Origin of the sequence: Nonomuraea sp. KM90 (assembly GCF_052246675.1) — a bacterium.
Lineage (GTDB): Bacteria > Actinomycetota > Actinomycetes > Streptosporangiales > Streptosporangiaceae > Nonomuraea.
This window is the reverse complement of record NZ_JBQQCB010000003.1, coordinates 111,755-134,842: the sequence shown is the minus strand read 5'-3', so window position 1 is coordinate 134,842 and position 23,088 is coordinate 111,755. Positions and strand designations below refer to the sequence as shown.

General features: G+C 69.1%; 24 protein-coding genes. 4 read left to right on the top strand and 20 right to left on the bottom strand.

The features are described from left to right. Nucleotides 1-3: 3 nt before the first annotated feature. From ACTWPW_RS05075 to ACTWPW_RS05060, 4 genes are all read right to left on the bottom strand, one after another. Nucleotides 4-3,273 carry a LamG-like jellyroll fold domain-containing protein gene (locus tag ACTWPW_RS05075; protein WP_443168070.1) on the bottom strand — a complete coding sequence of 1,090 codons (3,270 nt, stop codon included), beginning with the start codon at nucleotides 3,271-3,273 and terminating at the stop codon, nucleotides 4-6. A gap of 169 nt (nucleotides 3,274-3,442) precedes the next feature. After that, complete coding sequence (locus ACTWPW_RS05070) at nucleotides 3,443-4,147, bottom strand: alpha/beta hydrolase (protein WP_375115123.1); 705 nt, start codon at nucleotides 4,145-4,147, stop codon at nucleotides 3,443-3,445. An 11-nt stretch (nucleotides 4,148-4,158) separates the two neighbouring features. Further along, a complete protein-coding gene (locus ACTWPW_RS05065) occupies nucleotides 4,159-4,449 on the bottom strand; it encodes an ATP/GTP-binding protein (protein ID WP_364114431.1) in 291 nt (96 codons plus the stop codon). Then, nucleotides 4,446-5,900: a 3-hydroxyacyl-CoA dehydrogenase gene (locus ACTWPW_RS05060; RefSeq protein ID WP_443168069.1), complete on the bottom strand. Its 1,455-nt coding sequence runs from the start codon at nucleotides 5,898-5,900 to the stop codon at nucleotides 4,446-4,448. Before ACTWPW_RS05060 ends, ACTWPW_RS05065 begins: the two co-directional genes overlap by 4 nt. 36 nt (nucleotides 5,901-5,936) lie before the next feature. Between ACTWPW_RS05060 and nucS the strand changes: the two genes are divergently transcribed. The 3 genes from nucS to ACTWPW_RS05045 all read left to right on the top strand — a co-directional run bounded on the left by nucS (nucleotide 5,937) and on the right by ACTWPW_RS05045 (nucleotide 9,003). Continuing rightward, on the top strand, nucleotides 5,937-6,599 hold the full coding sequence (gene nucS / locus ACTWPW_RS05055) for an endonuclease NucS (protein ID WP_364114427.1): 663 nt from the start codon (nucleotides 5,937-5,939) through the stop codon (nucleotides 6,597-6,599). 244 nt (nucleotides 6,600-6,843) lie between these two features. After that, nucleotides 6,844-8,316: an aldehyde dehydrogenase family protein gene (locus ACTWPW_RS05050; protein WP_443168068.1), complete on the top strand. Its 1,473-nt coding sequence runs from the start codon at nucleotides 6,844-6,846 to the stop codon at nucleotides 8,314-8,316. 144 nt (nucleotides 8,317-8,460) lie between these two features. Continuing rightward, the gene (locus ACTWPW_RS05045; RefSeq protein WP_364114423.1) at nucleotides 8,461-9,003 is read left to right on the top strand and encodes a TetR/AcrR family transcriptional regulator; all 543 of its coding nucleotides are present in this window, start codon (nucleotides 8,461-8,463) and stop codon (nucleotides 9,001-9,003) included. 127 nt (nucleotides 9,004-9,130) lie between these two features. Here the strand turns inward: ACTWPW_RS05045 and ACTWPW_RS05040 are convergent, their stop codons facing one another. The 4 genes from ACTWPW_RS05040 to ACTWPW_RS05025 all read right to left on the bottom strand — a co-directional run bounded on the left by ACTWPW_RS05040 (nucleotide 9,131) and on the right by ACTWPW_RS05025 (nucleotide 12,718). Next, a complete protein-coding gene (locus tag ACTWPW_RS05040; RefSeq protein WP_357859237.1) occupies nucleotides 9,131-9,448 on the bottom strand; it encodes an STAS domain-containing protein in 318 nt (105 codons plus the stop codon). A 79-nt stretch (nucleotides 9,449-9,527) separates the two neighbouring features. Beyond that, nucleotides 9,528-10,700 (bottom strand): sensor histidine kinase, encoded by a 1,173-nt coding sequence (locus ACTWPW_RS05035; RefSeq protein ID WP_443168067.1) that lies wholly within the window; start codon nucleotides 10,698-10,700, stop codon nucleotides 9,528-9,530. Nucleotides 10,701-10,715: 15 nt separating this feature from the next. Beyond that, nucleotides 10,716-11,825: an ABC transporter permease gene (locus ACTWPW_RS05030; RefSeq protein WP_375114916.1), complete on the bottom strand. Its 1,110-nt coding sequence runs from the start codon at nucleotides 11,823-11,825 to the stop codon at nucleotides 10,716-10,718. Beyond that, nucleotides 11,822-12,718 (bottom strand): ABC transporter ATP-binding protein, encoded by an 897-nt coding sequence (locus tag ACTWPW_RS05025; protein WP_375114915.1) that lies wholly within the window; start codon nucleotides 12,716-12,718, stop codon nucleotides 11,822-11,824. The genes ACTWPW_RS05030 and ACTWPW_RS05025 overlap by 4 nt, the downstream gene beginning before the upstream one ends. Nucleotides 12,719-12,845: 127 nt before the next feature. Between ACTWPW_RS05025 and ACTWPW_RS05020 the strand changes: the two genes are divergently transcribed. Then, nucleotides 12,846-13,436 carry a cob(I)yrinic acid a,c-diamide adenosyltransferase gene (locus tag ACTWPW_RS05020; protein ID WP_364114415.1) on the top strand — a complete coding sequence of 197 codons (591 nt, stop codon included), beginning with the start codon at nucleotides 12,846-12,848 and terminating at the stop codon, nucleotides 13,434-13,436. A gap of 42 nt (nucleotides 13,437-13,478) precedes the next feature. Here the strand turns inward: ACTWPW_RS05020 and ACTWPW_RS05015 are convergent, their stop codons facing one another. The 12 genes from ACTWPW_RS05015 to ACTWPW_RS04960 all read right to left on the bottom strand — a co-directional run bounded on the left by ACTWPW_RS05015 (nucleotide 13,479) and on the right by ACTWPW_RS04960 (nucleotide 23,076). Beyond that, nucleotides 13,479-13,859, bottom strand: a complete 381-nt coding sequence (locus ACTWPW_RS05015; RefSeq protein WP_375114914.1) for a DUF2550 domain-containing protein — start codon at nucleotides 13,857-13,859, stop codon at nucleotides 13,479-13,481. Nucleotides 13,860-13,886: 27 nt separating this feature from the next. Next, nucleotides 13,887-14,288: a F0F1 ATP synthase subunit epsilon gene (locus tag ACTWPW_RS05010; RefSeq protein WP_364114411.1), complete on the bottom strand. Its 402-nt coding sequence runs from the start codon at nucleotides 14,286-14,288 to the stop codon at nucleotides 13,887-13,889. A 69-nt stretch (nucleotides 14,289-14,357) separates the two neighbouring features. Next, nucleotides 14,358-15,806 (bottom strand): F0F1 ATP synthase subunit beta, encoded by a 1,449-nt coding sequence (gene atpD, locus ACTWPW_RS05005; protein ID WP_364114409.1) that lies wholly within the window; start codon nucleotides 15,804-15,806, stop codon nucleotides 14,358-14,360. A gap of 1 nt (nucleotide 15,807) precedes the next feature. Then, a complete protein-coding gene (locus tag ACTWPW_RS05000; protein ID WP_375114913.1) occupies nucleotides 15,808-16,710 on the bottom strand; it encodes a F0F1 ATP synthase subunit gamma in 903 nt (300 codons plus the stop codon). A 3-nt stretch (nucleotides 16,711-16,713) separates the two neighbouring features. Further along, nucleotides 16,714-18,363 (bottom strand): F0F1 ATP synthase subunit alpha, encoded by a 1,650-nt coding sequence (gene atpA, locus ACTWPW_RS04995; RefSeq protein WP_375114912.1) that lies wholly within the window; start codon nucleotides 18,361-18,363, stop codon nucleotides 16,714-16,716. Between the two features lie 23 nt (nucleotides 18,364-18,386). Continuing rightward, complete coding sequence (locus ACTWPW_RS04990) at nucleotides 18,387-19,196, bottom strand: F0F1 ATP synthase subunit delta (RefSeq protein ID WP_364114403.1); 810 nt, start codon at nucleotides 19,194-19,196, stop codon at nucleotides 18,387-18,389. Further along, nucleotides 19,196-19,750 (bottom strand): F0F1 ATP synthase subunit B, encoded by a 555-nt coding sequence (locus ACTWPW_RS04985; RefSeq protein WP_375114911.1) that lies wholly within the window; start codon nucleotides 19,748-19,750, stop codon nucleotides 19,196-19,198. The genes ACTWPW_RS04990 and ACTWPW_RS04985 overlap by 1 nt, the downstream gene beginning before the upstream one ends. Nucleotides 19,751-19,784: 34 nt before the next feature. Continuing rightward, nucleotides 19,785-20,015, bottom strand: coding sequence for an ATP synthase F0 subunit C (gene atpE, locus ACTWPW_RS04980; protein WP_103955992.1), 231 nt, complete (start codon nucleotides 20,013-20,015; stop codon nucleotides 19,785-19,787). Between the two features lie 72 nt (nucleotides 20,016-20,087). Continuing rightward, the gene (gene atpB, locus ACTWPW_RS04975) at nucleotides 20,088-20,882 is read right to left on the bottom strand and encodes a F0F1 ATP synthase subunit A (RefSeq protein WP_375114910.1); all 795 of its coding nucleotides are present in this window, start codon (nucleotides 20,880-20,882) and stop codon (nucleotides 20,088-20,090) included. A 67-nt stretch (nucleotides 20,883-20,949) separates the two neighbouring features. Further along, nucleotides 20,950-21,165: an AtpZ/AtpI family protein gene (locus tag ACTWPW_RS04970; protein WP_364114397.1), complete on the bottom strand. Its 216-nt coding sequence runs from the start codon at nucleotides 21,163-21,165 to the stop codon at nucleotides 20,950-20,952. 65 nt (nucleotides 21,166-21,230) lie between these two features. Further along, nucleotides 21,231-21,653, bottom strand: coding sequence for a hypothetical protein (locus ACTWPW_RS04965; protein ID WP_364114395.1), 423 nt, complete (start codon nucleotides 21,651-21,653; stop codon nucleotides 21,231-21,233). A gap of 130 nt (nucleotides 21,654-21,783) precedes the next feature. Beyond that, the gene (locus tag ACTWPW_RS04960) at nucleotides 21,784-23,076 is read right to left on the bottom strand and encodes a glycosyltransferase family 4 protein (RefSeq protein WP_375114909.1); all 1,293 of its coding nucleotides are present in this window, start codon (nucleotides 23,074-23,076) and stop codon (nucleotides 21,784-21,786) included. Nucleotides 23,077-23,088: the final 12 nt, after the last annotated feature.

The window sequence follows — 23,088 nt, the reverse complement described above, 5'->3', positions numbered from 1 at the left end:
GACTCATTGGGCGGCCAGCTGGGCGATCTGCTCGGCGCTCAGCACGCCGTCGTAGGTGCGGACGTCGTCCACGCTCCCCGGCCAGTAGCCGGTGAACGCGCCCGCGCTCTTGGTCCGGCCCAGTTGCAGCGGGCCGGTGGCATTCCAGGCGCTCAGGTGAGAGGTGACGGTGGTGGTGGACAGGCGGCCGTTGACGTAGATCCGGAGCTGGCCGGCCAGCGCGTCGTACACACCGGCGATGTGGGTCCACTCCAGCGGGTTGGGGATGGCGTCCGACCGGGTCCGTACGAGGGCGGCGGTGTCGGTGTCGGCGGCCGCCATGCCCAGGGTCCACCGGCCCTGCTCCTTGTCGAAGCCGAGCTGGAGGCCCGCCGCCCGGCTGCCCGGCTGGGCCACGGCCGCCGTGTCGCGGGTGGGCAGGTAGTCGAGCTGCGTCCAGGCGGCGACGGTGAAGCCCGTCCTGGTGTTGACCGCGGGGGCGGCCGTCTGGGCGTGGCCGTTGACGCCGTCGAGCGCGAGGGCGCCGTCCAGCCAGCCGGACGTCCACGAGGCGGCTCCGGACAGCGTCCCGGCGGTCGCCCGGCCCGAGGAGTCGGCGGCCGACAAGCCGGACTCCTCGTCCAGCTTCCAGTGGCCGACCAGCGTGGCAGCGCTGTTGACCAGTTCGGCGACCTCGTCGGCGAACATGGCGCGGCCGTAGACCCGCACCTCGTCGACGTCCCCGGGCCAGTAGTCCGAAGCCGCCCCGTTGACCCTTCCGCGGCCGATCGTCAGGGGGCCGGTGGCGTTCCACGCTTGCGTGACGGCGGCCGTGCCCTCCAGCCGGCCGTTCACGTAGAGCGAGATCTGGCCGGCCGCCGAGTCGTACACGCCGGTCAGGTGGGTCCACTCGGTCAGCCTCGGGGCGGCGGCGGACAGGGCGCGCGCGGTGGCCGCGTTGTCGGCGTCCGTGCCGGGGCGGGTGAGCGCCCAGCGGTCGTCGGCCTTCGAGTACTGCAGGGCGAACCCGCCGGTCCTGGTGCCTTCCTGGGTGACGACCGTGGCGGTGGCGGCGTTGCCGGTCAGGCGGGCCCAGGCCGTGACGGTGAAGTTGCGGCCGGTGTCCACGACCGGGCCCGTGGTCTGGGCGTACGCACTGGCCAGACGCAGGCCGCTGCCGGTCCTGCCGGTCGTCCACGTGGCGCCGTACAGCGTCGCCGGGTGAGCGGCGGCCGCGTCGGCGGCCGTGCCGCCCTGGCCGTCGTCCAGCGTCCAGTGGCCCGCCGGGGCGGAGCCGCCGTTGACGTTGAAGACGTACGTGCGGATCGGGCCGAGCTGGCCCGCACGGTCCTTGCTGCGGACCGACAGCACGTTCGGGCCGTCGTGGCGCGGGGTGAGCCGGATCGTGGCCCTGCCGTCCGGGCCGGGCGGGACCTCCGTCTTGGGCGTGGTGTCGAGGCCGTAGACGTAGGCGGCGACGTCGGCGACCCCGTTGGGGTCGAACGTGAACGTGCCCTCCAGGCCGACGCCGTCGCTCCAGGCGTTCTCCGCGAACTGGGGCGAGGTCACGACCGGTTCCCGTCCGGGGGCGGTGGCGTCCACGGTGGCCTCGCAGAACGGGCTCCACGCGCTGGTGGCCTTGCCGTCCTCGCCCCGCACCCGCCAGCGGACGAGCGCGCCGTCGGCGTACAGGCTCTGCGGGATCGTGGCGTAGAACGCGGTGCCGGAGGAGCCGAGCGCGGTGACGTACTCGCCGGTCTTCGTGCCGGCGGCGTTGTACCACTCGAAGCGGCCCTTGACCGAGTTGTCGGTGTCCTTCAGCTTGGCCCACAGCTTGGGCGTGGCGGTGCTGATGACCGGGCGGCCGTCACCGGAGACGCACGGGCCGCCCGGGTCCGACCACAGGTCGGCGGCCACGGGGTCGGTGGGGATGGAGTTGTACTCGATGACCAGGCTCGGGTTGTTCTTGAACTTCTTCCAGGCGTAGACGTCGGTCTCGCTGGTGGCGCGCAGGCCGATGGTGGCCTGCGACCACTTCTTGGCGGCGGCGTCGGCCACCCAGGTCGTGACGTCGAACTCCACCCCGCCGGGCAGGCAGGACGAGCCCCAGCCCTTGGCCACGTTCACCGTGGCGAGCTTCCTCGTCCACGACGGCTGGCTGTTCCAGGTGGTGCTCTTGCTGATCGCCCCGGTCCCCCAGGCCTCGACCTGGCGGGCGCTGCACGAGTACGACCACGTCTCGTACGTGCGCAGCGTGCCCTTGATGATCTGCTTGCCGTGGATGGTCGAGCCGGTGCTCATCTGGAAGAACGAGCGGTTCTTCTGCGACTCGACGTGTCCCACCCGGGCGACGTCGCTGGAGTTGAGGTAGTTGGAGTTGGGCCAGTTGCTCCAGACGGCCGTCCACGAGCCGCGCGCGGCCGAGAAGTACGGGTCCAGATAGACGGGGTACTTCGTCTTCTGGTCCGCCAGCATCTTCCGGTCCGGCCGCAGCCGCAGCTTCCCGCCCGCCAGCTCCACCCCCATGGTGGCCTCGCGGGCCTCGGGCGAGCGGCCTTCCTTGAGCGCCTGCGGACTCGTGATGCCCTCGGAGTCCCACATCTTCGGGGTGGGCGCGACGAAGATCGTGCCGCCGGCCTCGTCCACGGCCTCCAGGTTGCCGGCCTTGTCCGACTTCAACCCGACGCCGTCGGCGGTGAGCGGGTACGACAGCTCGGTCAGCTGCGCCGCGGCGGCCCGCGACTTGACCACCAGGATGTGGGAGAAGCCGTCCACGTCCGCGGTGACCTGGAGGTCCACGCCCGGCATGACCTCGGCGTAGGTGGCGGTGTCGCCGCTCAGCACCGGCTTGGGCAGCGTGCCCTGCCAGCCGAGCTCCAGGGTCTTGGCGCCGCGCGACAGGCGGGCGAGCGGGGCGCTGCCGCCGCCCGACAGCGTGAGGCCGATCGCCGCGGCGACCGGCTCGACCGCGCCGTCGGGGCGCACGCGCAACGTGGTGTCCACGGGGACCCAGCGGCCGGCCTGGCGCACGCGTACGGGGCGGACGTTCAGCTCCATGGTCAGCGTGCCGTCGGGCTTGGCGAAGACCTGGCGGGTCTCGCTGCGCATCGACTCGACCTCGACCGGCTTGCCCGCGCTGCGGGCGAGCGCGAGGGCGGCCCGCTCCGTCTCCGCCTCCGAGGGCGGCGCGACGGTGTGGACCGCCTGTGGAGACTCCTGTGCGGCCGCTTGCTGCGGGACCCCCAGAGTCGTGATCGTTAACGCCGCCGCGACCAGTCCATGCACTACCCGCATACGTGCCTCGCCCATGCAGAGCAGGGATTACGCGCGGACAGCGATCGCCCGGCGTCTCCACGATCTTCGGTTGACGATCGGATTCTCACCCTCGCCAATCGGAAGGTCCAGAGTTCTGCTCATTCTGCTCAAAAAACCTTCAGAGCAGGAAAATATCCGGAAATATCCGTCATACCTCCACCGGCAGCGGCCAGGCCGCCGGGTTGACGCGCTTGACGATCTCGTCCAGCACGATGCGTACGTACGGCTCCCCCACCCACAGGTGCTTGGCCCCGTCGACCCCGATGACCTCGGCCTGCGGCACCCGCGCGAACCGGGACCGGGCCTCCTCCGGCCGCAGGTAGTCGTCGAACTCCGGCACCAGCGCCACCAGCGGCCGCCCGAATCCCGCCCAGGCGTCCAGATCGGCGTCGGTGGCCCTGTGCAGCGGCGGCGAGAGCAGGATCGCGCCCTCCACCAGCGGATCGTGCGCCCACTTGAGCGTCAGCTCGGTGCCGAACGACCAGCCGACCACCCACACGTGCGGCAGGTCGTGGTATTCGGCGTATTCCAGCGCCGCGGCCACGTCGAACCGCTCCCCCTCGCCCCCGTCGAACGTCCCCTCCGAGGTGCCGCGGTCGGAGGAGGTGCCCCGGGTGTTGAAGCGCAGCACGGCCAGATCGGCGAGCGCGGGCAGCCGGTTGGCGGCCTTCTTGTAGACGTGGCTGTCCATGAACCCGCCGTGGGTGGGCAGCGGGTGCAGCGTGACCAGCGTCGCCACCGGGGGCCGGTCGAGGGGCTGGGCCAGCTCGCCGACCAGGGTCAGGCCGTCGCCGGTGTGCAGCTCGATCGGCTCCCGCCGGGCGGGCAGCACCGTCGCCGCGCGAATGTCCACCATGGGTCCCTTCAGTAACGGCTGCGGCCGGGGCCGCGGTCGAGTCTCTTACGCCAGCAGGCGGAATGCCAGTGGCGGCGTTCCTCGTCGCCGCCCGGCCAGTTGGGCCAGGCCACGAGGTGCGGCCGGCCGCCGGCGATCTCCTGGTCGCAGCCCGGGCACCGGTAGTTCTTGGCCGAGGAGGCGCCGGTGAGCATGCGGACCTTCCACTCGCCGTCGGGCCACTCCTCCACCTTGTCCAGGCCGGTCGGGAAGCCGAAGGGGCGGGAGGACTCCCTGCGGCGGGCGCGGCGGGGGCTCATCGGCGGGGGAACTCGCTCGCGCCCGCGGTGACGAGCTGGTCGAGCAGGGGGGCGGGGGCGAAGGCCGGCTCGCGGTATTCGGCGTAGAGGGCCCTCAGTCCGTCGCGTACGCGGGCCAGGCCCAGGGACTCCAGCGTCTGGAAGGGGCCGGCCGGGTAGCCGCAGCCCAGGCGCATGGCGGCGTCGATGTCGTCGATCGAGGCGTAGCCGGCGTCGTGCATGCGGACGGCGTCGTTCAGGTAGGGGTAGAGCAGCGCGTCCACCACGAAGCCCGCCCGGTCCTTGCACGACACCGGCGACAGGCCCGCGACCTTCATCAGGTCCGCGGCCGCGTCGGCGGCCGCGTCGGAGGTCAGCGCCGTGCTCGCCAGCTCGGCCACCTGGTCGCCGACGAGGTGCACGCCGACCATCGTGGCGGGGTCGCGCAGGCGTACGGCGTGCTCGACCACCGGGCGGTCGGCGAGCCGCAGCACGACGTCGGCGCCCTCGCCGGACCGCTCGAACCCGGCCGCCGCCAGCCGTGCCACCAGCTCCTCGGAGCCCGGCCCCGCCACGTCGAACGCGATCGGCAGGGAGCGTCCGGCACCCGAGGGGTGGGCCCGCTCCTCGCCGTAGAAGCCCCGCCCCGACTTGCGCCCGAGCAACCCGGCGGTGACCAGCTCCCGCAGCAGCGGCGACGGCGCGTGCCGGCGCTCGCGCGTCTCGTCGAACAGCACCTCCATCACCTCGTAGGAGGTGTCGAGCCCGATCAGGTCCAGCAGCGTGAACGGCCCCATCGGCAGCCCGACGCCCACCTTCATGGCCAGGTCGATGTCGTCGCGCCCGGCCACGCCCTGCTCCATGAGCGCGACCGCGTGGTTGAGATAGGGCAGCAGCAGCCGGTTGACCACGAACCCGGCCCGGTCGCCCACCGTCACGGCCGTCTTCCCCAGCCGGCCCGCCAGCTCCGAGACCGCGCCGACGACCCCCGGCTCGGTCACGACTGTGCTCACGACCTCGACCAGCCGCATCACCGGCGCCGGATTGAAGAAGTGCAGGCCGACCACCCGCCCCGGACGCCCGGTGGCGGCGGCGATGGCGGTGACGGACAGGGAGGAGGTGTTGGTGGCCAGGACGGTCTCGGGCTTGCAGATGCCGTCGAGGTCCTCGAACAGGGAGACCTTGTAGTCGAGGATCTCCGGGATGGCCTCGATCACCAGGTCGGCGTCGCGCAGGTCGGCGCGCGAGGTGGTCAGCGTCACGCGGCCGAGGATCTCGTCCCGCTCCGCGCCGGTCAGCTTGCCCTTGTCGACGGCGCGGCCGGTGGATCTCTCCAGGAGCCCGCGCCCCCTGGCCAGCATCTCGGCGTCGGCCTCGACCCCGATCACGCGCAGCCCCGCCCGCGCGAACACCTCGGCGATCCCGGCACCCATCGTGCCGAGACCGACCACTCCCACCCGTTCAAACGCCATGCGTCCAGTTTTCCAGAGGCACTAAGGTGGACGGTCATGCGGCTGGTCATCGCGCGATGCAGCGTGGATTACATCGGACGGCTCACGGCGCACCTGCCGATGGCGCCGAGACTCGTGCTCATCAAGGCGGACGGCAGCGTGAGCATCCACGCCGACGACCGCGCCTTCAAGCCGCTCAACTGGATGAACCCGCCGTGCAAGCTCAAAGAGGACGGCGAGACCTGGACGGTCACCCACGGCAAGACCGGCGAGAAGCTGGTCCTGACCATGGAGGAGATCCTCCACGACTCCAGCCACGAGCTCGGGGTGGACCCCGGCCTGATCAAGGACGGCGTGGAGGCCCACCTGCAGGAGCTGCTCGCCGAGCACATCACGACGCTGGGCGACGGCTACTCGCTGATCCGCCGCGAATACATGACGGCGATCGGGCCCGTGGACATCCTGTGCAGGGACGCGGCGGGGTCGACGGTGGCGGTGGAGATCAAGCGCCGCGGGGAGATCGACGGGGTGGAGCAGCTCACGCGCTACCTGGAGCTGCTCAACCGCGACCCGCTGCTGGCTCCGGTGCGCGGGGTGTTCGCGGCGCAGGAGATCAAGCCCCAGGCCCGCGTCCTGGCCACCGACCGCGGCATCAACTGCGTCACCCTCGACTACGACGCCCTGCGCGGCATCGAGCCGGAGAACCCGACCCTTTTCTAGATCTACGCGCTTTTCTAGATCTACGCGCTGCCGTGGCTCCCCACCCGCCGCACTCCGGCTGAGGGCCCTCCAGGGAAACGCCCTCTGACCCTTCAGTGGTGGCCCGCCGTCACGGAGCGCCCCTGGGCCCCCTGAGTGGTCCTCCGGCGGCCCAGGGCGCGTTCAGCGCGCTCTGAGGGCCAGCCTGCCCGGCACCGGCGCCCCGACTCTAGTAAGCGATGGCTTACCGGTTTATCGTGGCGCCATGACGACGCTGACCTTCGACTCACTCAATCCGGCTACCGGCGAGGTCGTCGGCAGTCATCCCAAGCACACTCCCGCCGCCGTCCACGAGGCCGTCGGCCGGGCGGAGGAGGCGGCCGCGTGGTGGGCCGCGCTGCCCGCGGCGGAGCGCCGGCGCCGCCTGCTGGACTACAAGGCGGTGCTCACCCAGCACATCCGCGAGCTGGCCGCCCTCGTCCACCAGGAGACGGGCAAGCCGGTGGGCGACGCCACGCTGGAGATCGTGCTGGCCGTCACCCACATCGACTGGGCCGCCCGCAACGCCCAGAAGGTGCTCGGCCGCCGCCGCGTGGCCACCGGCATGATCGGCCTCAACCTGACCGCCACCCTCGAATACCTTCCCCTCGGCGTCGTCGCCGTCATCGGCCCGTGGAACTACCCGGTCTTCACCCCCATGGGCTCCATCGCCTACGCCCTGGCGGCCGGCAACGCCGTCGTGTTCAAGCCGAGCGAGCTCACCCCCGGCATCGGGGTCCGCCTCGCCGAGCTCTTCGAGGAGTCCGTCCCCGAGTACAAGGTGTTCCAGACCGTGACGGGTCTGGGCGAGACCGGCGCGGCGCTGGCGGCCGACCCCAGGGTGAAGAAGGTCGCCTTCACCGGCTCCACCGCCACGGCGAAGCGGGTCATGGCCGCCTGCTCCGAGAACCTCACGCCGATCGTGGCCGAGTGCGGCGGCAAGGACGCGTTCATCGTGGACGCCGACGCCGACCTCCAGGCGGCCGCCGACGCCTGCCTCTGGGGCGCACTGTCCAACGCCGGCCAGACCTGCGTGGGCGTCGAGCGGGTCTACGTCGTGGACGCCGTCTATGAAAGTTTCATGCGCGAGCTGTCCGATCGGGCGACAAAAGTGAAAGCCGGTGAAGACTACGGCCCGATCACGATGCCCGGCCAGGTGGACATCATCAAGCGGCACATCGACGACGCCGTCAAGGCGGGCAGGACGGTGACCGGCGGCACCGCGTCGGTACGCGCACCTTACGTGGACCCGGTGATCGTCGAGGACGTGCCGGAGGACTCGCCGGCCGTACGCGAGGAGACGTTCGGCCCGACCATCACCGTGCGCCGCACCCGGGACGCCCAGGAGGCGTTGGAGCTGGCCAACGCCTCGGCGTACGGCCTGGGCGGCACGATTTTCAGCCGCAACGTCCGCCGCGCGACGGAGCTGGCCCGCCTCATGCGCTCCGGCATGACCGCCATCAACTCGGTCATTTCCTTCGCCGGAGTCCCCGCCCTGCCGTTCGGCGGGGTCGGCGACTCGGGATTCGGCAGGATCCACGGAGCCGACGGCCTGCGCGAGTTCGCCAGGCCGAAAGCCGTCTCCCGTCAGCGCTTCGCGATACCCGGGATGAACCTCACGTCGTTCACGCGGGGCCCCGCCGAACTTGAGCGACTGCTCAGGCTTGTCACGTTCTTGCACGGACGACGTAAAAGATAATCTTCTTGCCCTTTCCCAAATCCGATCATCCGTCCATAATTGTGTGCTCTGGGGGCCACGATCATGTTGGACGGGTGGAATGTGAACCGGTCTTACCGGGGAATGTCGGCTGAGCAAAGGCTGGCGGACAGACGTGAGCGGCTGATGACGGCCGCGTACTCGCTATACGCGAAACCGGGGTTCGTAGCGACGACCATCGAAAGGCTGTGCTCGGAGGCCAGGATCTCCAACCGGGCCTTCTACGAATGTTTCGGCGGCCGCGAGGAGCTCCTGCAGGCGTTACACGAGCGCTGCGTGGAGGAAAGCCTTGCGGTTGTGGCCAAAGCGTTACAGGAGGCGCCTGAGACGCTTGACGGAAGAGTCAAGGCCGGGATTCGCGCCTATATCGAGTTCACAACGGCGGACTGGCGCCGGGCCCGCATCATGCACGTCGAGGTCCGCAGATCAGGGGACGTCCTGACACTGTCGCGTCAGCGGGCGGTGGACGCGTTCGCGCGGCTCGTGGAGGAGGCATCCGCGGATTTCCCGCAGGCCACCCCGTTGAATCGGCGACTGGTGGCACTCGGTGTAATTGGAGCGCTACAAGAGTTGTTGATCGAATGGCTGCTCGCCGAAGAGCAGCCGGCGATCGACGAACTCGTCGCGGTGGCGGTGCACATCTTCAGCCGGAGCCTCGCCCCGGGTTGATCGCGATATGCAAACGCCGGTGAAAACGCGATCTTTTCGGGGCCGGTAGACGGACAACCGAAATCTACATTTTGTCTAAGCATGGAAAGAGCGGGTGACGGCTGATCGTCACCCGCTCGATATGTCATCAGGCCACCGCGGCCGCCGGAGCCTCCACGTGCAGCACCCGATTCAGCCGGGTGACCGCCAGTATCCGCATGATCCTCGGTGGCACCCCCCGAAGAACGAGACGGCGTTGCACGCTCAGCGCGCGCCGATGCGCACCCACGAGCACCCCGAGACCGGTGGCGTCGATCATCTCCAGCTTCGAGAGATCGAGGATCAGGTCGCCCTCACCGGAGTCGAGCGCCTTGTGCAGCCGCTCACGCACTCCCGCGGACGTGCCGGCGTCGAGCCGGGCACCGATCCGTACCACCTGGGCTCTCGGATTGCCCCGGACGCGCATGCCACCTCCTCAGTCACGCACGTAGCGTAGTCATTCCCCTGCGCGAAGTGCTCGCTGAGGTGACCCTCGCACAACTCCCCTACCCATCTATCGGCAATGACACGACCGCGTTGAGCAGGAACTCTCCGTCGGCCGTCGGACGGGCCGTCATGACGCCGCCCACGACGGCCAGCCGCTCCGCCAGCCCCGCCAGGCCACTGCCCAGGTCGTCGGCCCCCCGCCGGGCCGCCCCGTCATTGCGCACCGTCAGCTCCGCCTCCTGCGCGGTGAAGCGGAGCGTGATGTCGCAGAAGGTCGCGGCGCTGTGCTTGAGCACGTTCGTCACAGCCTCGCGTACCGCGTAGGCGAACACCGGCGCCACACTGTCCGGCAGCTCGCGGTAGGGCAGGTGAACCTCGCAGCGGACCCCTGCCGCTTCGAGCACACCTTTCACGCTATTCAGCTCAGCGGGCAAGTCAAGTTCGCGGTAGCCGCGCACGGCCTGACGCAGCTCCTTGAGCGCCTGCCTGGTCAGCCGGTTCACCTCGGTCATCTCGGCCTTGGCCCGCGCCGCGTCCACGTCCGACAGACGTACGGCCAGCTCGGTCTTGACCGCGATGGCCGAGAGCTGGTGCCCCACGAGGTCGTGCAGGTCCCTGGCGAAGCGCAGCCGCTCCTCGGCGAGCGCCAGTCGCGTGTGCGCCTCACGGCCCTTGTGCGCCTCCACGGCCAGCGTCCAGATCCAGATCCAGACCCGGTTGGACGGCGGCACGAGCACGCAGAAGACCGCGTAGCTCACCATGTTGAGCACCAGCGCCTGATCCGCCGACAGGTCGAGGCTCCAGGCGCTCACGCCGGCCTCCCCGCCCAGGGCGCTGAGAGAGACGCCGGCCACCCACGTACCCACCTGCAGCAGCGCGACCGTGCGCCTGGGGATCTCCAGCGAGGCGATCGACAGCCAGCAGACCAGCACCCAGCCCCAGCCGAACGGTTGGGCACCGCCCAGGCCCGCCGCGACCACGGCGAAGACCGCCGCCACCACCACCTGCCTGGTGGGGTAACGGCGGTCCAGCACCGCGTCGATGGCTCTCAGGCTGAGCCAGGTGAAGCAGACCGCGGCGACGAACGCGGGCGCGGCCCGCCACCAGTTGAGCTTCCCCTCGCCGACCACGGCCATGGTCATCATGAGGATCAGCAGCCACATGGCGACGAAGTTGAAGACCAGGATCTTCCAGGTGGTGCGCCGCGCCCGCTCGACCGAGTCCATCGCCATCCGTCTGTTTCTCGCCTACCGGGTACGCAGCACGTCGCCGAGCTTCACCCTGGCCCCGGTCCGCAGCACGGCCCGCTCGTACACCTTGGCCCCGAAGGCCAGCACCGCGGCCACGGCCGCCACCATCACCACCATGGACACGCCCACCTGCCACATCGGCACGTCCGTCGCGGCCATCCGCACCGGCATGATCATGGAGGAGAACGGCGGGATGTAGGACGCCACCGTGGCCAGCGTGCCCGTGGGCTCGTTGGTCACGTAGAAGGACACGAAGTACGTGGCCATGATGCCCATGGTCAGCGGGGTCAGCACGCTGTTGACCTCCTCCTGGCGCGAGACCAGGGAGGCCAGCGCCGCCGCCAGCGTGGCGAAGAAGGCGTAGCCGAGCACGAACCACACCAGCACCGCCGCCACCAGCCCCGGGATGCCGGGCGGGAAGTCCGAGGCGGCGCCGGAGGCCACCGCCGCGCCGAGCCCGACCACCGCGATCGTGACCAGGTTGATCAGTCCGAGCACGCCCAGCCCGAGGATCTTGCCGCCGAGCAGCTGCCACGGCCGTACGGACGCGAGCAGGATCTCCACGATCCGGCTGCCCTTCTCCTCCACCACGCCCATGGCGACCATGACGACCTGTCCCATGATCAGCATGAAGAGCACGAGGACGAGCACGGTCGCGATCGCCTGGCGCGAGGACTCGTACCGGGTGTCCGCTCCCACGGACTGCATCTCCAGCGGCGGGATGGCCACACCCGCGGCGCCGAGCTTGAACTCCCGGTTGACGCTCTGCATGAGCACGCCGAGCTCGGTCTCGATCTCCCCGTCGGTGAGCACCTTGCTGTCGTTGACCAGCACCGCGTCCACGTCGCCGGCGAGCACGGCCTGCTTGGCCGCCGCCTCGTCGGCGAACTTGCGCCACTCGAACTCCACCTCGGGCGCCGCCGTGTGCAGCGGAAGCTGCTGGGAGTTGACGGTGCCGATCGTGTACGAGTCGCCGCCGCCCATGATCTTGGGCAGGAAGGACACCGCCGCGACCAGCGCGGCCGTGACGAGCAGGCCGATCACGAAGGCCCGGGTCCGGATCTGCGTGGTGACCTCGCGCCGGGCTATCAGCATCAGTCCGTTCACGCCACGGCCTCCTTGAAGATCTCGGTGAGGGTCGGCTGCTCGACGCCGAAGTGCTCGACGTGGCCCGCCTTCATGGCGCGACGCAGGATCTCCTGGTCGTCGCCGTCGGTCGTACGCAGGATGTGCCGGCCGCCCTGCACGGTGACCGTGCCGGGCAGGCCGTCGGCCCAGCCGGGGGACGGCTCGCGGACGACCACGCGCAGCGTGTTGCCCTCGGCGGCCCGCAGGTCCCCCACCGTGCCGGCGGCCACCATCCGGCCGGCCGAGACGATGCCCACGGAGTCGCACAGGCGCTCGACCAGCTCCAGCTGGTGGCTGGAGAAGATCACCGGTACGCCGCCCCTGCACCGCTCCTGCAGCGCCGTGGCCAGCGCGTCCACCGCGATCGGGTCGAGCCCGGAGAACGGCTCGTCCAGGACCAGCACCTCGGGGTCGTGCACCAGCGCCACGGCGAGCTGCACGCGCTGCTGGTTGCCCAGGGAGAGCGCCTGCACGGCGTCGCTCCGCCGCTCGGTCAGCCCGAGCCGCTGCAGCAGGTCGTCGGTGGCCTTCTTCGCGGCCGGGGTGCTCATGCCGTGCAGGCGGCCGAAGTATTCGATCTGCTCGGCGACCCGCATCTTCTGGTAGAGCCCCCGCTCTTCGGGCATGTACCCGAACCGCTTCCGGGCGTCGTAGCCGAGGGACTTGCCCTGCCAGCTCACCGAGCCGGAGTCCGCCTGGAGCACGCCCATCACGATGCGCATCGTGGTGGTCTTGCCGGCGCCGTTCGCCCCTACGAAACCGAACATCTCACCCGGCCGCACGGCGAAGCTGATCCCGTCCAGCGCCACCTTCCCGCCGGGGGCGTCGGGGCCACCCGCGAAGCGCTTGCGCAGCTCGTTGATCTCGAGCATCAGGTCATCTCCTTCGTCATGGGTCAATAGTGGCTTTAGCCGCGTTCGCCCAGGTAGTCGTGGAAATCATCGGCCCGATGTGGATCCCGCGTACGATCCGGATGACATTTGTCATTACGCTGAGGCCATGACGCGCGCCGACAAGGACAAGCCGGTCGTCCTTTCCCACATCTACACCCGGGCCGGCGACGACGGCACCACAGCGCTGGTCGACATGAGCCGCACCTCGAAGACCGATCCCCGGCTGGCCGCCTACGCCGACGTGGAGGAGGCCAACGCCCACCTGGGCGTCGCGCTCGCGCACGGCACGCTGCCCGCCGATCTCGTGGCGCTGCTGATCCGGATCCAGAACGAGCTGTTCGACCTGGGCGCCGACCTGGCCACGCCGGTCGTCGAGAGCCCGGAGTTCCCGCCGTTGCGGGTGGAGCAGTCGTACATCGACCGCCTCGAAGAGCAGTGCGACCGCCTCAACGCGGGCCTCGAACCGCTACGCAGCTTCATCCTGCCCGGTGGCGACCCGGCGACGGCCGCCCTTCACGTGGCCCGCGTCACGGTCCGCAGGGCCGAGCGCACGACCTGGGCGGCCCTCCAGGCCCACGAGGACATGAACCCGCTGACCGCGAAATACCTCAACCGCCTGTCGGACCTGCTCTTCATCGCCTGCCGCGTGGCCCACGACGGCAACGAGATCGTCTGGAAGCCCGGCGGCACCCGCTAGCCCCGCAGGACCCCCACAGCGCCTCCCACTTCCGGAAGGGCCCTAGGCGACGTCGAGGTAGGCGCTGGGCGGCGCCGACTCCAGCCACGCCAGGAACCCCGTCAGCGCGTCAGCGCTCATCGCCAGGGAGATCCCCCGCGTGCTCCCCTCGCAGTCGACCGCGTAGAGCCCGCCGTCGATCTCCCGACGAGCGGATACGACAAGGCCGCGCCTCGCGATCGCGTGGCGCGGCCTGAGTCGGACGCCCAAGAGCGGGATCCAGTGGAGCTCCCCGTCGGCATAGCGGGCCACCCCGCTCTGCCAGCCACGGTCACCCACCCGCAGCCGACAGGGTACGCTCCCGCGCGAGCGGGCCAGCGTCACCCCCCGGACCACGATGAGGGCGGCCAGCAGCACCAGGACAATGACTACCGTTGCTACCATGCCGCCCCCTGAGCCCCGCTTACGGTATTAAACCTCTTCGCCCGCCGCACGCAGCCGGGCCCTGGCACGCTTGGCCTCGACCGCCGCGTCGGCGTCTTCCTGGTTGGCCTCGATCGAGGCCTGGGCCCGGTCGAGAGCGTCACGGGCAGCCGAGACGTCGACCTCGGAACCGAGCTCGGCCACCTCGGCGAGCACGGACACCTCGTCGTCGGCCACGGAGATGAAGCCCCCGTGCACCGCCGCCACCAGCTCCGGCTCACCCTCCCGCTTCACGCGCAGCACGCCGCCCTCGACGAGGACGCCGAGCACAGGTGCGTGTTGCGGCATAATACCGATCTCGCCGTCCACGGTCTTGGCAATCACCATGTCGGCCTCGCCCGACCAGATCTCACGCTCGGGTGAGACAACCCCTACGCGTAGCTTCGCCACTTGTGTAGGTTCCTTTCCGATCAGGTAGTGGTACGACCCGCGAAGAGCCGTACCACCACCATAAGGCGATTAGCGACGCTCGAGTTCCTTGGCCTTCGCGATGGCCTGCTCGATGCCACCGACCATGAAGAACGCCTGCTCGGGCAGGTGGTCGTACTCACCCGCGCAGAGGCCCTTGAAGGAGGCGATGGTCTCGTCGAGCGGGACGGTCTCGCCCGGCTGGCCGGTGAAGGCCTCGGCCGCGTACATCGGGTGCGACAGGAAGCGCTCGATGCGGCGGGCCCGCTGGACGGTGACCTTGTCCTCCTCGGAGAGCTCGTCGATACCGAGGATCGCGATGATGTCCTGGAGCTCGCGGTACTTCTGCAGGATCCGCTTGGTCTCCTGGGCCACCCGGTAGTGCTCCTCGCCCACGATCTGCGGGTCGAGGATCCGGGAGGAGGAGTCGAGCGGGTCCACCGCCGGGTAGATGCCCTTCTCCGAGATCGGCCGCGACAGAACGGTCTGCGCGTCGAGGTGCGCGAACGCGTTGTGCGGGGCCGGGTCGGTGATGTCGTCGGCGGGCACGTAGATCGCCTGCATGGAGGTGATCGAATGACCACGCGTCGAGGTGATGCGCTCCTGGAGCACACCCATCTCGTCGGCCAGCGTGGGCTGGTAACCCACGGCCGACGGCATACGGCCGAGCAGGGTGGAGACCTCGGAACCGGCCTGCGTGAAGCGGAAGATGTTGTCGATGAACAGCAGCACGTCCTGCTTCTGCACATCGCGGAAGTATTCCGCCATCGTCAGCGCCGACAGGGCGACCCGCAGACGGGTGCCCGGCGGCTCGTCCATCTGGCCGAAGACGAGCGCGGTGTCCTTGAGGACGTCCGCCTCCTCCATCTCCAGCCAGAGGTCGTTGCCCTCACGGGTGCGCTCGCCCACACCGGCGAAGCACGAGGTGCCACCGAAGTTACGGGCGACCCGGCGGATCATCTCCTGGATCAGAACGGTCTTGCCGACACCGGCGCCACCGAACAGGCCGATCTTCCCACCCTGCACGTACGGGGTGAGCAGGTCGATGACCTTGATGCCGGTGACCAGCAGCTCGGTACGCGACTCGAGCTGGTCGAAGGCCGGGGACGGCCGGTGGATGCCCCACCGCTCCTCGATCTTGAGCGAGGAGGTCGGGACGTCGAGCGTCTCGCCCAGCGCGTTCCACACGTGGCCCTTGACGACGTCGCCGACCGGCACCGAGATCGGCGCACCCGTGTCGGCCACCGCCTGGCCACGGACCAGGCCGTCGGTGGGCTGCATGGAGATGGCCCGGACGAGGTTGTCACCCAGGTGCTGGGCGACCTCGAGCGTCAGGGTCTTGGTCTCGCCGCCGAGGGTCACCTCGACCTTGAGCGCGTTATAGATCTCCGGCATCGCCTCGACGGGGAACTCCACGTCGACGACGGCGCCGGTGACACGTGCCACGCGGCCAGTGCCGGCCGCGGGGGCTTCTACAGTTTCAACAGCCTCTGCAGTCATTTCACTCTTTCCCCGCTGCGGCGTCAGCGAGCGCGTTGGCGCCACCGACGATCTCGCTGATTTCCTGGGTGATCTCGGCCTGGCGAGCCTGGTTCATCTGCTGGGTGAGCACCCGCATCAGCTCGTTGGCGTTGTCGGTCGCGGACTTCATCGCGCGCCGTCGGGCCGCCTCCTCGGAGGCCGCCGACTGCAGCAACGCGGTGAAGATGCGCGACTCCACGTAACGCGGCAGCAGCGACTCCAGGACGTCACCCGCCGTCGGCTCGAACTCGAAGTACGGCGGGATCACGGTCGTGTCCGTCGCCTCGGTCTCCTCGACCTCCAGCGGCAGGACCCGCTTGACCACGACGTTCTGCGTGAGCATCGAGACGAACTCGGTCGACACGATGTGGATCTCGTCGATCCCGTTGTCGTCCTTGAACGAGTCGATCAGCGTGGTCGCGATCTCCTTGGCGTCGGCGTAGGCCGGCTTCCGCGAGAAGCCGACCCAGCTGCCGCCCATCTCCCGGTTGCGGAAGGTGTGCCAGGTGACACCCTTCCGCCCGGTGACGAACGGCACCACGGTCAGCCCGCGGCTCTCCAGCAGCCCGCGCAGGGCCTCGGCCTCGCGCAGGACGTTGGCGTTGAAGCCGCCGCAGAACCCGCTGTCGCTGGTGACGATGAGGACGCCCGCCTTGGCGGGGTTCTCCTTCGCCACGGTCAGCGGATGGTCGACGCTGGCCGCGTTGCTGACGACGCCGGTGACGGCGCGAGTGATCTCACGCTCGTACGGCAGCGCCGCCTGCATCCGCTGCTGCGCCCTCACGATCCGTGAAGAGGCGATGAGCTCCTGGGCGCGCGTGATCTTCGCGGTCGACTTGACCGAGTTGATCCGCCGCCGCAGCAGCCTTAGCTGGGCACCCATGTCCTACTTCTCCGCCGCCGGACGGACGACCTTCTTGATCTTCTCCTGGCCGACCTCGTCCGCGCCCAGGGGCGCCACCGGCTCGTCCTTGACCAGCAGTTCGCCGGAGGAGGTGGTGAAGCCCTTCTTGAACTCCGTGATGGCGTCCTTGAGAGCGGTCACCGTGTCGTCGACCAGTTCCCTGGTCTCACGGATCGTGTCGAAGATGCCCTTGTGCGAGGACTGGATGTAGTCCAGGAACTCGAGCTCGAAGCGACGGATGTCCTCGATCGGCACCTCGTCCAGCTCGCCCGTCGTGCCCGCCCAGATCGAGGCGACCTCGCGCTCGAGCGAGAACGGGCTGTACTGGGCCTGCTTGAGCAGCTCGACCAGACGCTGCCCGCGCTCGAGCTGGGCCTTGGAGGCGGCGTCCAGGTCGGAGGCGAAGGCCGCGAAGGCCTCGAGGTCACGGTACTGCGACAGCGACAGACGCAGCGTGCCCGCGACCTTCCGCATGGCCTTGGACTGAGCGGAGCCACCGACTCGGGACACCGAGACACCGACGTTGATGGCCGGGCGCACGCCCGCGTTGAACAGGTCCGTCTCGAGGAAGACCTGGCCGTCGGTGATGGAGATGACGTTGGTCGGGATGAAGGCCGAGACGTCGTTGCCCTTGGTCTCGATGACCGGCAGACCCGTCATCGAGCCACCGCCCATGTCGTCGGAGAGCTTGGCGCAGCGCTCCAGCAGCCGGGAGTGGAGGTAGAAGACGTCACCGGGGAACGCCTCACGGCCCGGGGGACGGCGCAGCAGCAGAGAGACGGCGCGGTAGGCGTCCGCCTGCTTGGTCAGGTCGTCGAAGACGATCAGGACGTGCTTGCCCTGGTACATCCAGTGCTGACCGATCGCCGAGCCGGCGTAGGGCGCGATGTACTTGAAGCCGGCGGCCTCGGAGGCGGGAGCGGCGACGATGGTGGTGTACTCCATCGCGCCGGCCTCCTCCAGGCGGGCACGCACCTGCGCGACGGTCGAGCCCTTCTGGCCGATCGCGACGTAGACGCAGCGCACCTGCTTGGCGGGGTCGCCAGAGGCCCAGTTTTCGCGCTGGTTGAGGATCGTGTCCACGGCGATCGCGGTCTTGCCGGTGCCGCGGTCGCCGATGATGAGCTGACGCTGGCCGCGGCCGATCGCCGTCATGGCGTCGATCGCCTTGATGCCCGTGGCCAGCGATTCCTTCACGGGCTGCCGCTGGACGACCGAGGGGGCCTGCAGCTCGAGGGCGCGAACGCCCTCGGCCTCGATGGCGCCCTTGCCGTCGAGCGGGTTGCCCAGGGGGTCGACCACGCGGCCGAGGAAGTTGTCGCCGACGGGCACGGACAGGACCTCGCCCGTCCGGCGGACCGTCTGGCCCTCCTCGATGCCGCTGAACTCGCCCAGGACAACGACACCGATCTCGCGGGTGTCGAGGTTAAGTGCCAGGCCGCGCGTGCCGTTCTCGAACTCGAGCAGCTCGTTCGCCATCGCCGAGGGAAGGCCGGAGACATGGGCAATGCCGTCGCCGGCGTCGACGACGGTCCCGATCTCCTCGCGCGCGGCGCCTTCCGGTTCGTACGCCTGGACGAAGCGCTCAAGCGCGTCCCGGATCTCGTCCGGCCGGATCGTAAGCTCCGCCATCTCTACTCTGTCTCCCTATTCGCCTAGCCGGCCAACCGGCGGCGGACTTCTTCGATTCGTCCCACAATGGTGGTGTCGATGATCTCGTCGCCGATGCGGACCGAGAACCCACCGAGCACTCGCTTGTCCACCTCGACGTTCAGGTGCACGTCACGGCCGTAGGAGGTGCGCAGCCACGCCGCCAGGCGCTCCTTCTGCGCCTCGGTCAGCTCGACCGCGCTGCGGACCACCGCCACCAGGCGCTGGCGCTGCTGGGCCACGAGCTGGCCGACCTCATCCAGACCTGTTTCCAGGCTACGCCCACGCGGGTGCACCACCAGCTGCGCGATCAGGCGCAGGCTGGTCGGGCCGACCTTGCCCTCGAGCAGGTCGCGCAGCAGGTCGCGCTTGCCCGCCTCGGGCGCGGCCGCGTCGGCGAGCGCACGACGCAGCTCGGGGTTGGCGGCGACGATGCGGCCGAAGCGGAAGAGCTCGTCCTCCACCTCGTCGAGCCTGGACTGGCTCTCCGCCTCCGCCGCCGCGGCGACGACGCCGAGCCGTTCGAGCACGTCGGCCAGGTCACCGGCACGCGACCACTTCGCCGAGACCGCGGCCTCGGCGGTGGCCAGGGCCGACTCGCTGACCTTGCCCTGCAGCAGCGAGCGCACGGCGCCCGCCTTCTGCTCGGTCGCCCTGGCCGGGTCGGACAGGGCGCGGCGCAGGCCGTGCTCACGGTCGAGCAGATCCGCGACCGCGAACAACTCGTCGGAGAGCTCACCGAGGTCGGCGCTACCGGCGACCGCGTTGAACCGCTCTTCGACTTCGGCCAGCGAGGCCCTGCTCAGACCGCGCATCAGCGCACCGCCTGCGCGTTCGAGCTCTCCAGCTCGTCGAGGAACCTGTCGACGATGCGGGTCTGGCGGACTTCGTCCTCGAGGGATTCGCCGACGATGCGACCGGCCAGCTCGGTCGACAGGCGACCGATCTCCGTGCGGAGCTGGGCGAACGCCGCCTGGCGGTCCGCCTCGATCTGGGCGTGCGCGGCCTCGACGAGACGGCGGGCCTCGGCCTGCGCCTCCTCGCGAAGCTCGGCCTTGATCTGCGCGGCCTGCTCGCGAGCTTCCTCGCGCAGCCGGGCCGCGTCGCGACGGGCCTCTTCGAGCTGCTCGGCGTACTGCTTCTGCAGAACCTGAGCCTCCGCCTGCGCTTCCTCCGCCCTCTTGATGCCGCCCTCGATGGCGTCGGTCCGCTCGGCCAGCGTCTTCTGGATACGCGGGACGAGCATTCTGCCGACGACGAAGAAGACGACGAGGAAGGAGAAGATACCGACGACGAGCTCGTACATGTGCGGCAGGAGGGGGTTGAACTCACCCTCCTCCGCCGCGAGGAGCGTAGCTGCCAACTTCATGGGTGCAGCCTTTCGTCAGGGATTCTTCTGGCCTTTAGAGGTTCGCGAAGAGGAACGGCGCGACCAGACCGATCAGGGCGAGGGCCTCGGTGAGGACGAAGCCGAGGAGCATGTTCTGGCGGATCAGGCCGTAGGCCTCGGGCTGGCGCGCGATGGCCTGCACGCCCTGACCGAAGATGATGCCGACGCCGATGCCGGGGCCGATGGCGGCGAGACCGTAACCGATGGCGGTGACGTTGCCGGAGACCTCAGCGAGAACGCTCATTGCTGTTATTCCTTTACTGGACGGCCGGTGACGTGGAGTCTCACCGGTCATGGATATTCCGGTATGTGGTTCTCAGTGCTCTGCGTGCAAGGAGCCACCGATGTACATCGATGCCAGCATCGCGAAGAGGAATGCCTGCAGGAACTGGATGAAGATCTCGAACCCGGTGAAGACGATCGTCATGACCACACCGACGACGCCGACGCCGGCGCCCAGCGGGGTGAGCTTCTCGAACAGGAACCAGAACCCGACCATGCTGAAGAAGGCGAGCAGCATGTGCCCCGCGAACATGTTCGCGAACAGTCGGACCGCGTGCGTGAACGGCGCGATGATCATGTTCGAGAGGAACTCGATCGGCGACAGCAGCACGTAGATGGGCTTCGGCAGCCCCGGCGGGAACATCATGTTCTTGAAGTAGCCGCCCGCGCCCTGGTGCTTGATACCGAGGTAGATCTTGAGCAGGTAGATCGAGATCGCGAGCACCGCCGGGAAGGCGATGTGCGAGGCCACGGGGAACTGGACGAACGGGACGACGCCGGCCAGGTTCCAGACGAGGACCAGGAAGAACAGGGTCACCAGCAGGCCCATGAACCGGTCAGCGTCCTTGCCCAGGAACGGGCGGGCGACCTGGTCACGGACGAACATGTAGCCGTATTCGACGACGTTCTGCATGCCTCGGGGCACCAGCTTGGGCTTGGAGAACGCCGCCCAGGTCAGGCCGATCACGAGGATCGCGCTGAGTGCCGCCAGCAGAACCGGCTTGGTGAACCATTCGACCCCCGCGATAATCGGGGGCAGGTCGAAGAGTTCGTTTGGCGTCGGCGCCTGGAACTCTCCGCCAGGGGCTGGGGCCGTCAGCGTAATCACGCGGCGTTCCCTTCAACGTCGTAGTAGATCACAAGGGTTTCCTCGGCGAAGTTTTCGCTACGTCGGGCTAGCGAGAGAACTTCCGGTAGGCCAGATATCCGGCAAGCACCAGCCCCAGGACGGTGCCTATGGGAAAGAACGCGGACATGTCGAGCCAGCGGTCCAGCAACCACCCGGCGCCCCCGTAGATCGCCATCCCAGCGAGCAGATAGCTGGGGATCGACCACATGGCGTCGGCGAAGTCGCGACCGTCTTCTTCCGGTCGGCGTTCCTGTGCGCTCATCGCGGCCCCGACGATAGCAGGCGAGTAGAGGACTAGTCATATCGGACCCCGTCCGAGGACCAGCCTCATGAGTCGCCCTTTCCGGGGACCCTGGCCTCGGGGTCGACGTAAAGCATCTTGGTCTTGATGAAGGCGCGCACTTCAAAGCCCGTCCACACCAGCGTGCAGACCACGACCGTCCAGGCGAAAGCCTTGGGATTCCAGGCCGTGGTATCGCCGAAAACGCTCAGCACGATCATGATGGCGACGACCTTGACGAGATAGCTGAGCATCGCGGCGATCGCCATCATCTGCGGTGAGACGCGTGCGGCATAGGACACCGCTACCACGCTGATACTGAAGAAAACCCCGACCAGCAAGGTGCCGATGCCCGCGCCCAATGCTCCCTTGCCACCTGCCATCAGAAGCGCCACGATCACAGCGGCCACTCCAACCGCGAAGGTCGGAATCGCGGCGCTCTTGAGTACGCGCACGTCGTTGGCCTGCATCGGTGCTCCATCAGCGTGTTATCAAGCGAGCGTTTGCTACCTCCAGAACCGGTGCGTCTGGAGTCCCTGCTCGTGAAAGATATCACAAGCTCACGGAAGACCGCTTTTACCTGCCCTTTCTAGTTCCCGATCAAGAACGGCTCGGAAAGACAGGTATGACCGGATTGCCCTCGGCCGTGGCGCGCTCGTGCGAAGGCCCGTCCGCGGCCGGCGGCATCTGCCGCCTGACCTGGGTGTCCGGCAGGATCGGCGGCATGGGGCCGGTCGGGGGGCCGTCGTCGTTGTCGGGCTGCTTGCCCCGGGGCGCGGAGTGCGCACCACCCCGGCCGCGCCAGCGCGGGGCGGCCATCAGCACGAGCACGCCCACCGCCAGCACGATGACGACGGGGAACATCAGCACCGGCACACCCTGCCGGGACATCAGCACCATGCCGAAGGCGAACAGGAACGCCCACGCGTACATGATCAGCACCGAGCGCCGGTGCGAGTGGCCGATGTCCAGCAGCCGGTGGTGCAGGTGGCCGCGGTCGGGCGCGAACGGCGACATGCCCTGGGAGGTACGCCGCACCACGGCGGTGATCAGGTCGATCAACGGCAGGACCAGCACCGCGGCGGGCAGCATCAGCGGGAGCAGCACGGGGACCTTGTTCATGTCCTCGATGGCCGCCGGGTCGAGCGGGGTCACGGTCACGATCGAGGAGGCGAGCACCAGCCCGATCAGCATCGCGCCCGTGTCACCCATGAAGATTTTCGCCGGATGGAAGTTGTGCGGCAGGAACCCCAGGCACGTGCCGATGAGGACGGCGGCGATGGCGGCGGTCGTGGTGATGTTGCCGACGCTCATGCTCTGGGCCAGGAAGATGGAGTAGGCCCAGGTGGCCATGGCGGCGATGCCCACGATGCCGGCCGCGAGACCGTCGAGCCCGTCGACGAAGTTGACCGCGTTGATGGTCACCACCACGATCAGGATGGTGATGATCGTGCTGAGCGTGTAGTCGAGGCTGGTGGAGCCGCCCCAGTCTTTCGGCAGCGGGATGTAGAGCAACCGGAGGTCGAAGAAGACCAGCACACCCGCCGCCGCGATCTGCCCGCCGAGCTTGATGAAGGCGTCCATGCCCCACCAGTCGTCGAGGAACCCGGTCAGCGTGATGAGCCCGCCCGCGACGATCAGCGCGGTGACCGCGTTGGCGTCGGAGGCGGCCAGCGCCTCGCCGGTGTGGGTGAGCTGGCCGGCGGTCAGCAGGCCCACGACCAGGCCGCCGTACATCGCCAGGCCGCCGAGCCTGGGCGTCGGCGTGGTGTGCACGTCGCGCTCGCGAACCTCGGGCATGGCGCCGATGCGGATGGCGAAGCGACGCACCAGCGGGACCAGCAAATAGGTCACCGCCGCTGAGATGAGCGCCATGAACAGGTATTCGCGCACGGACCTAGTTTC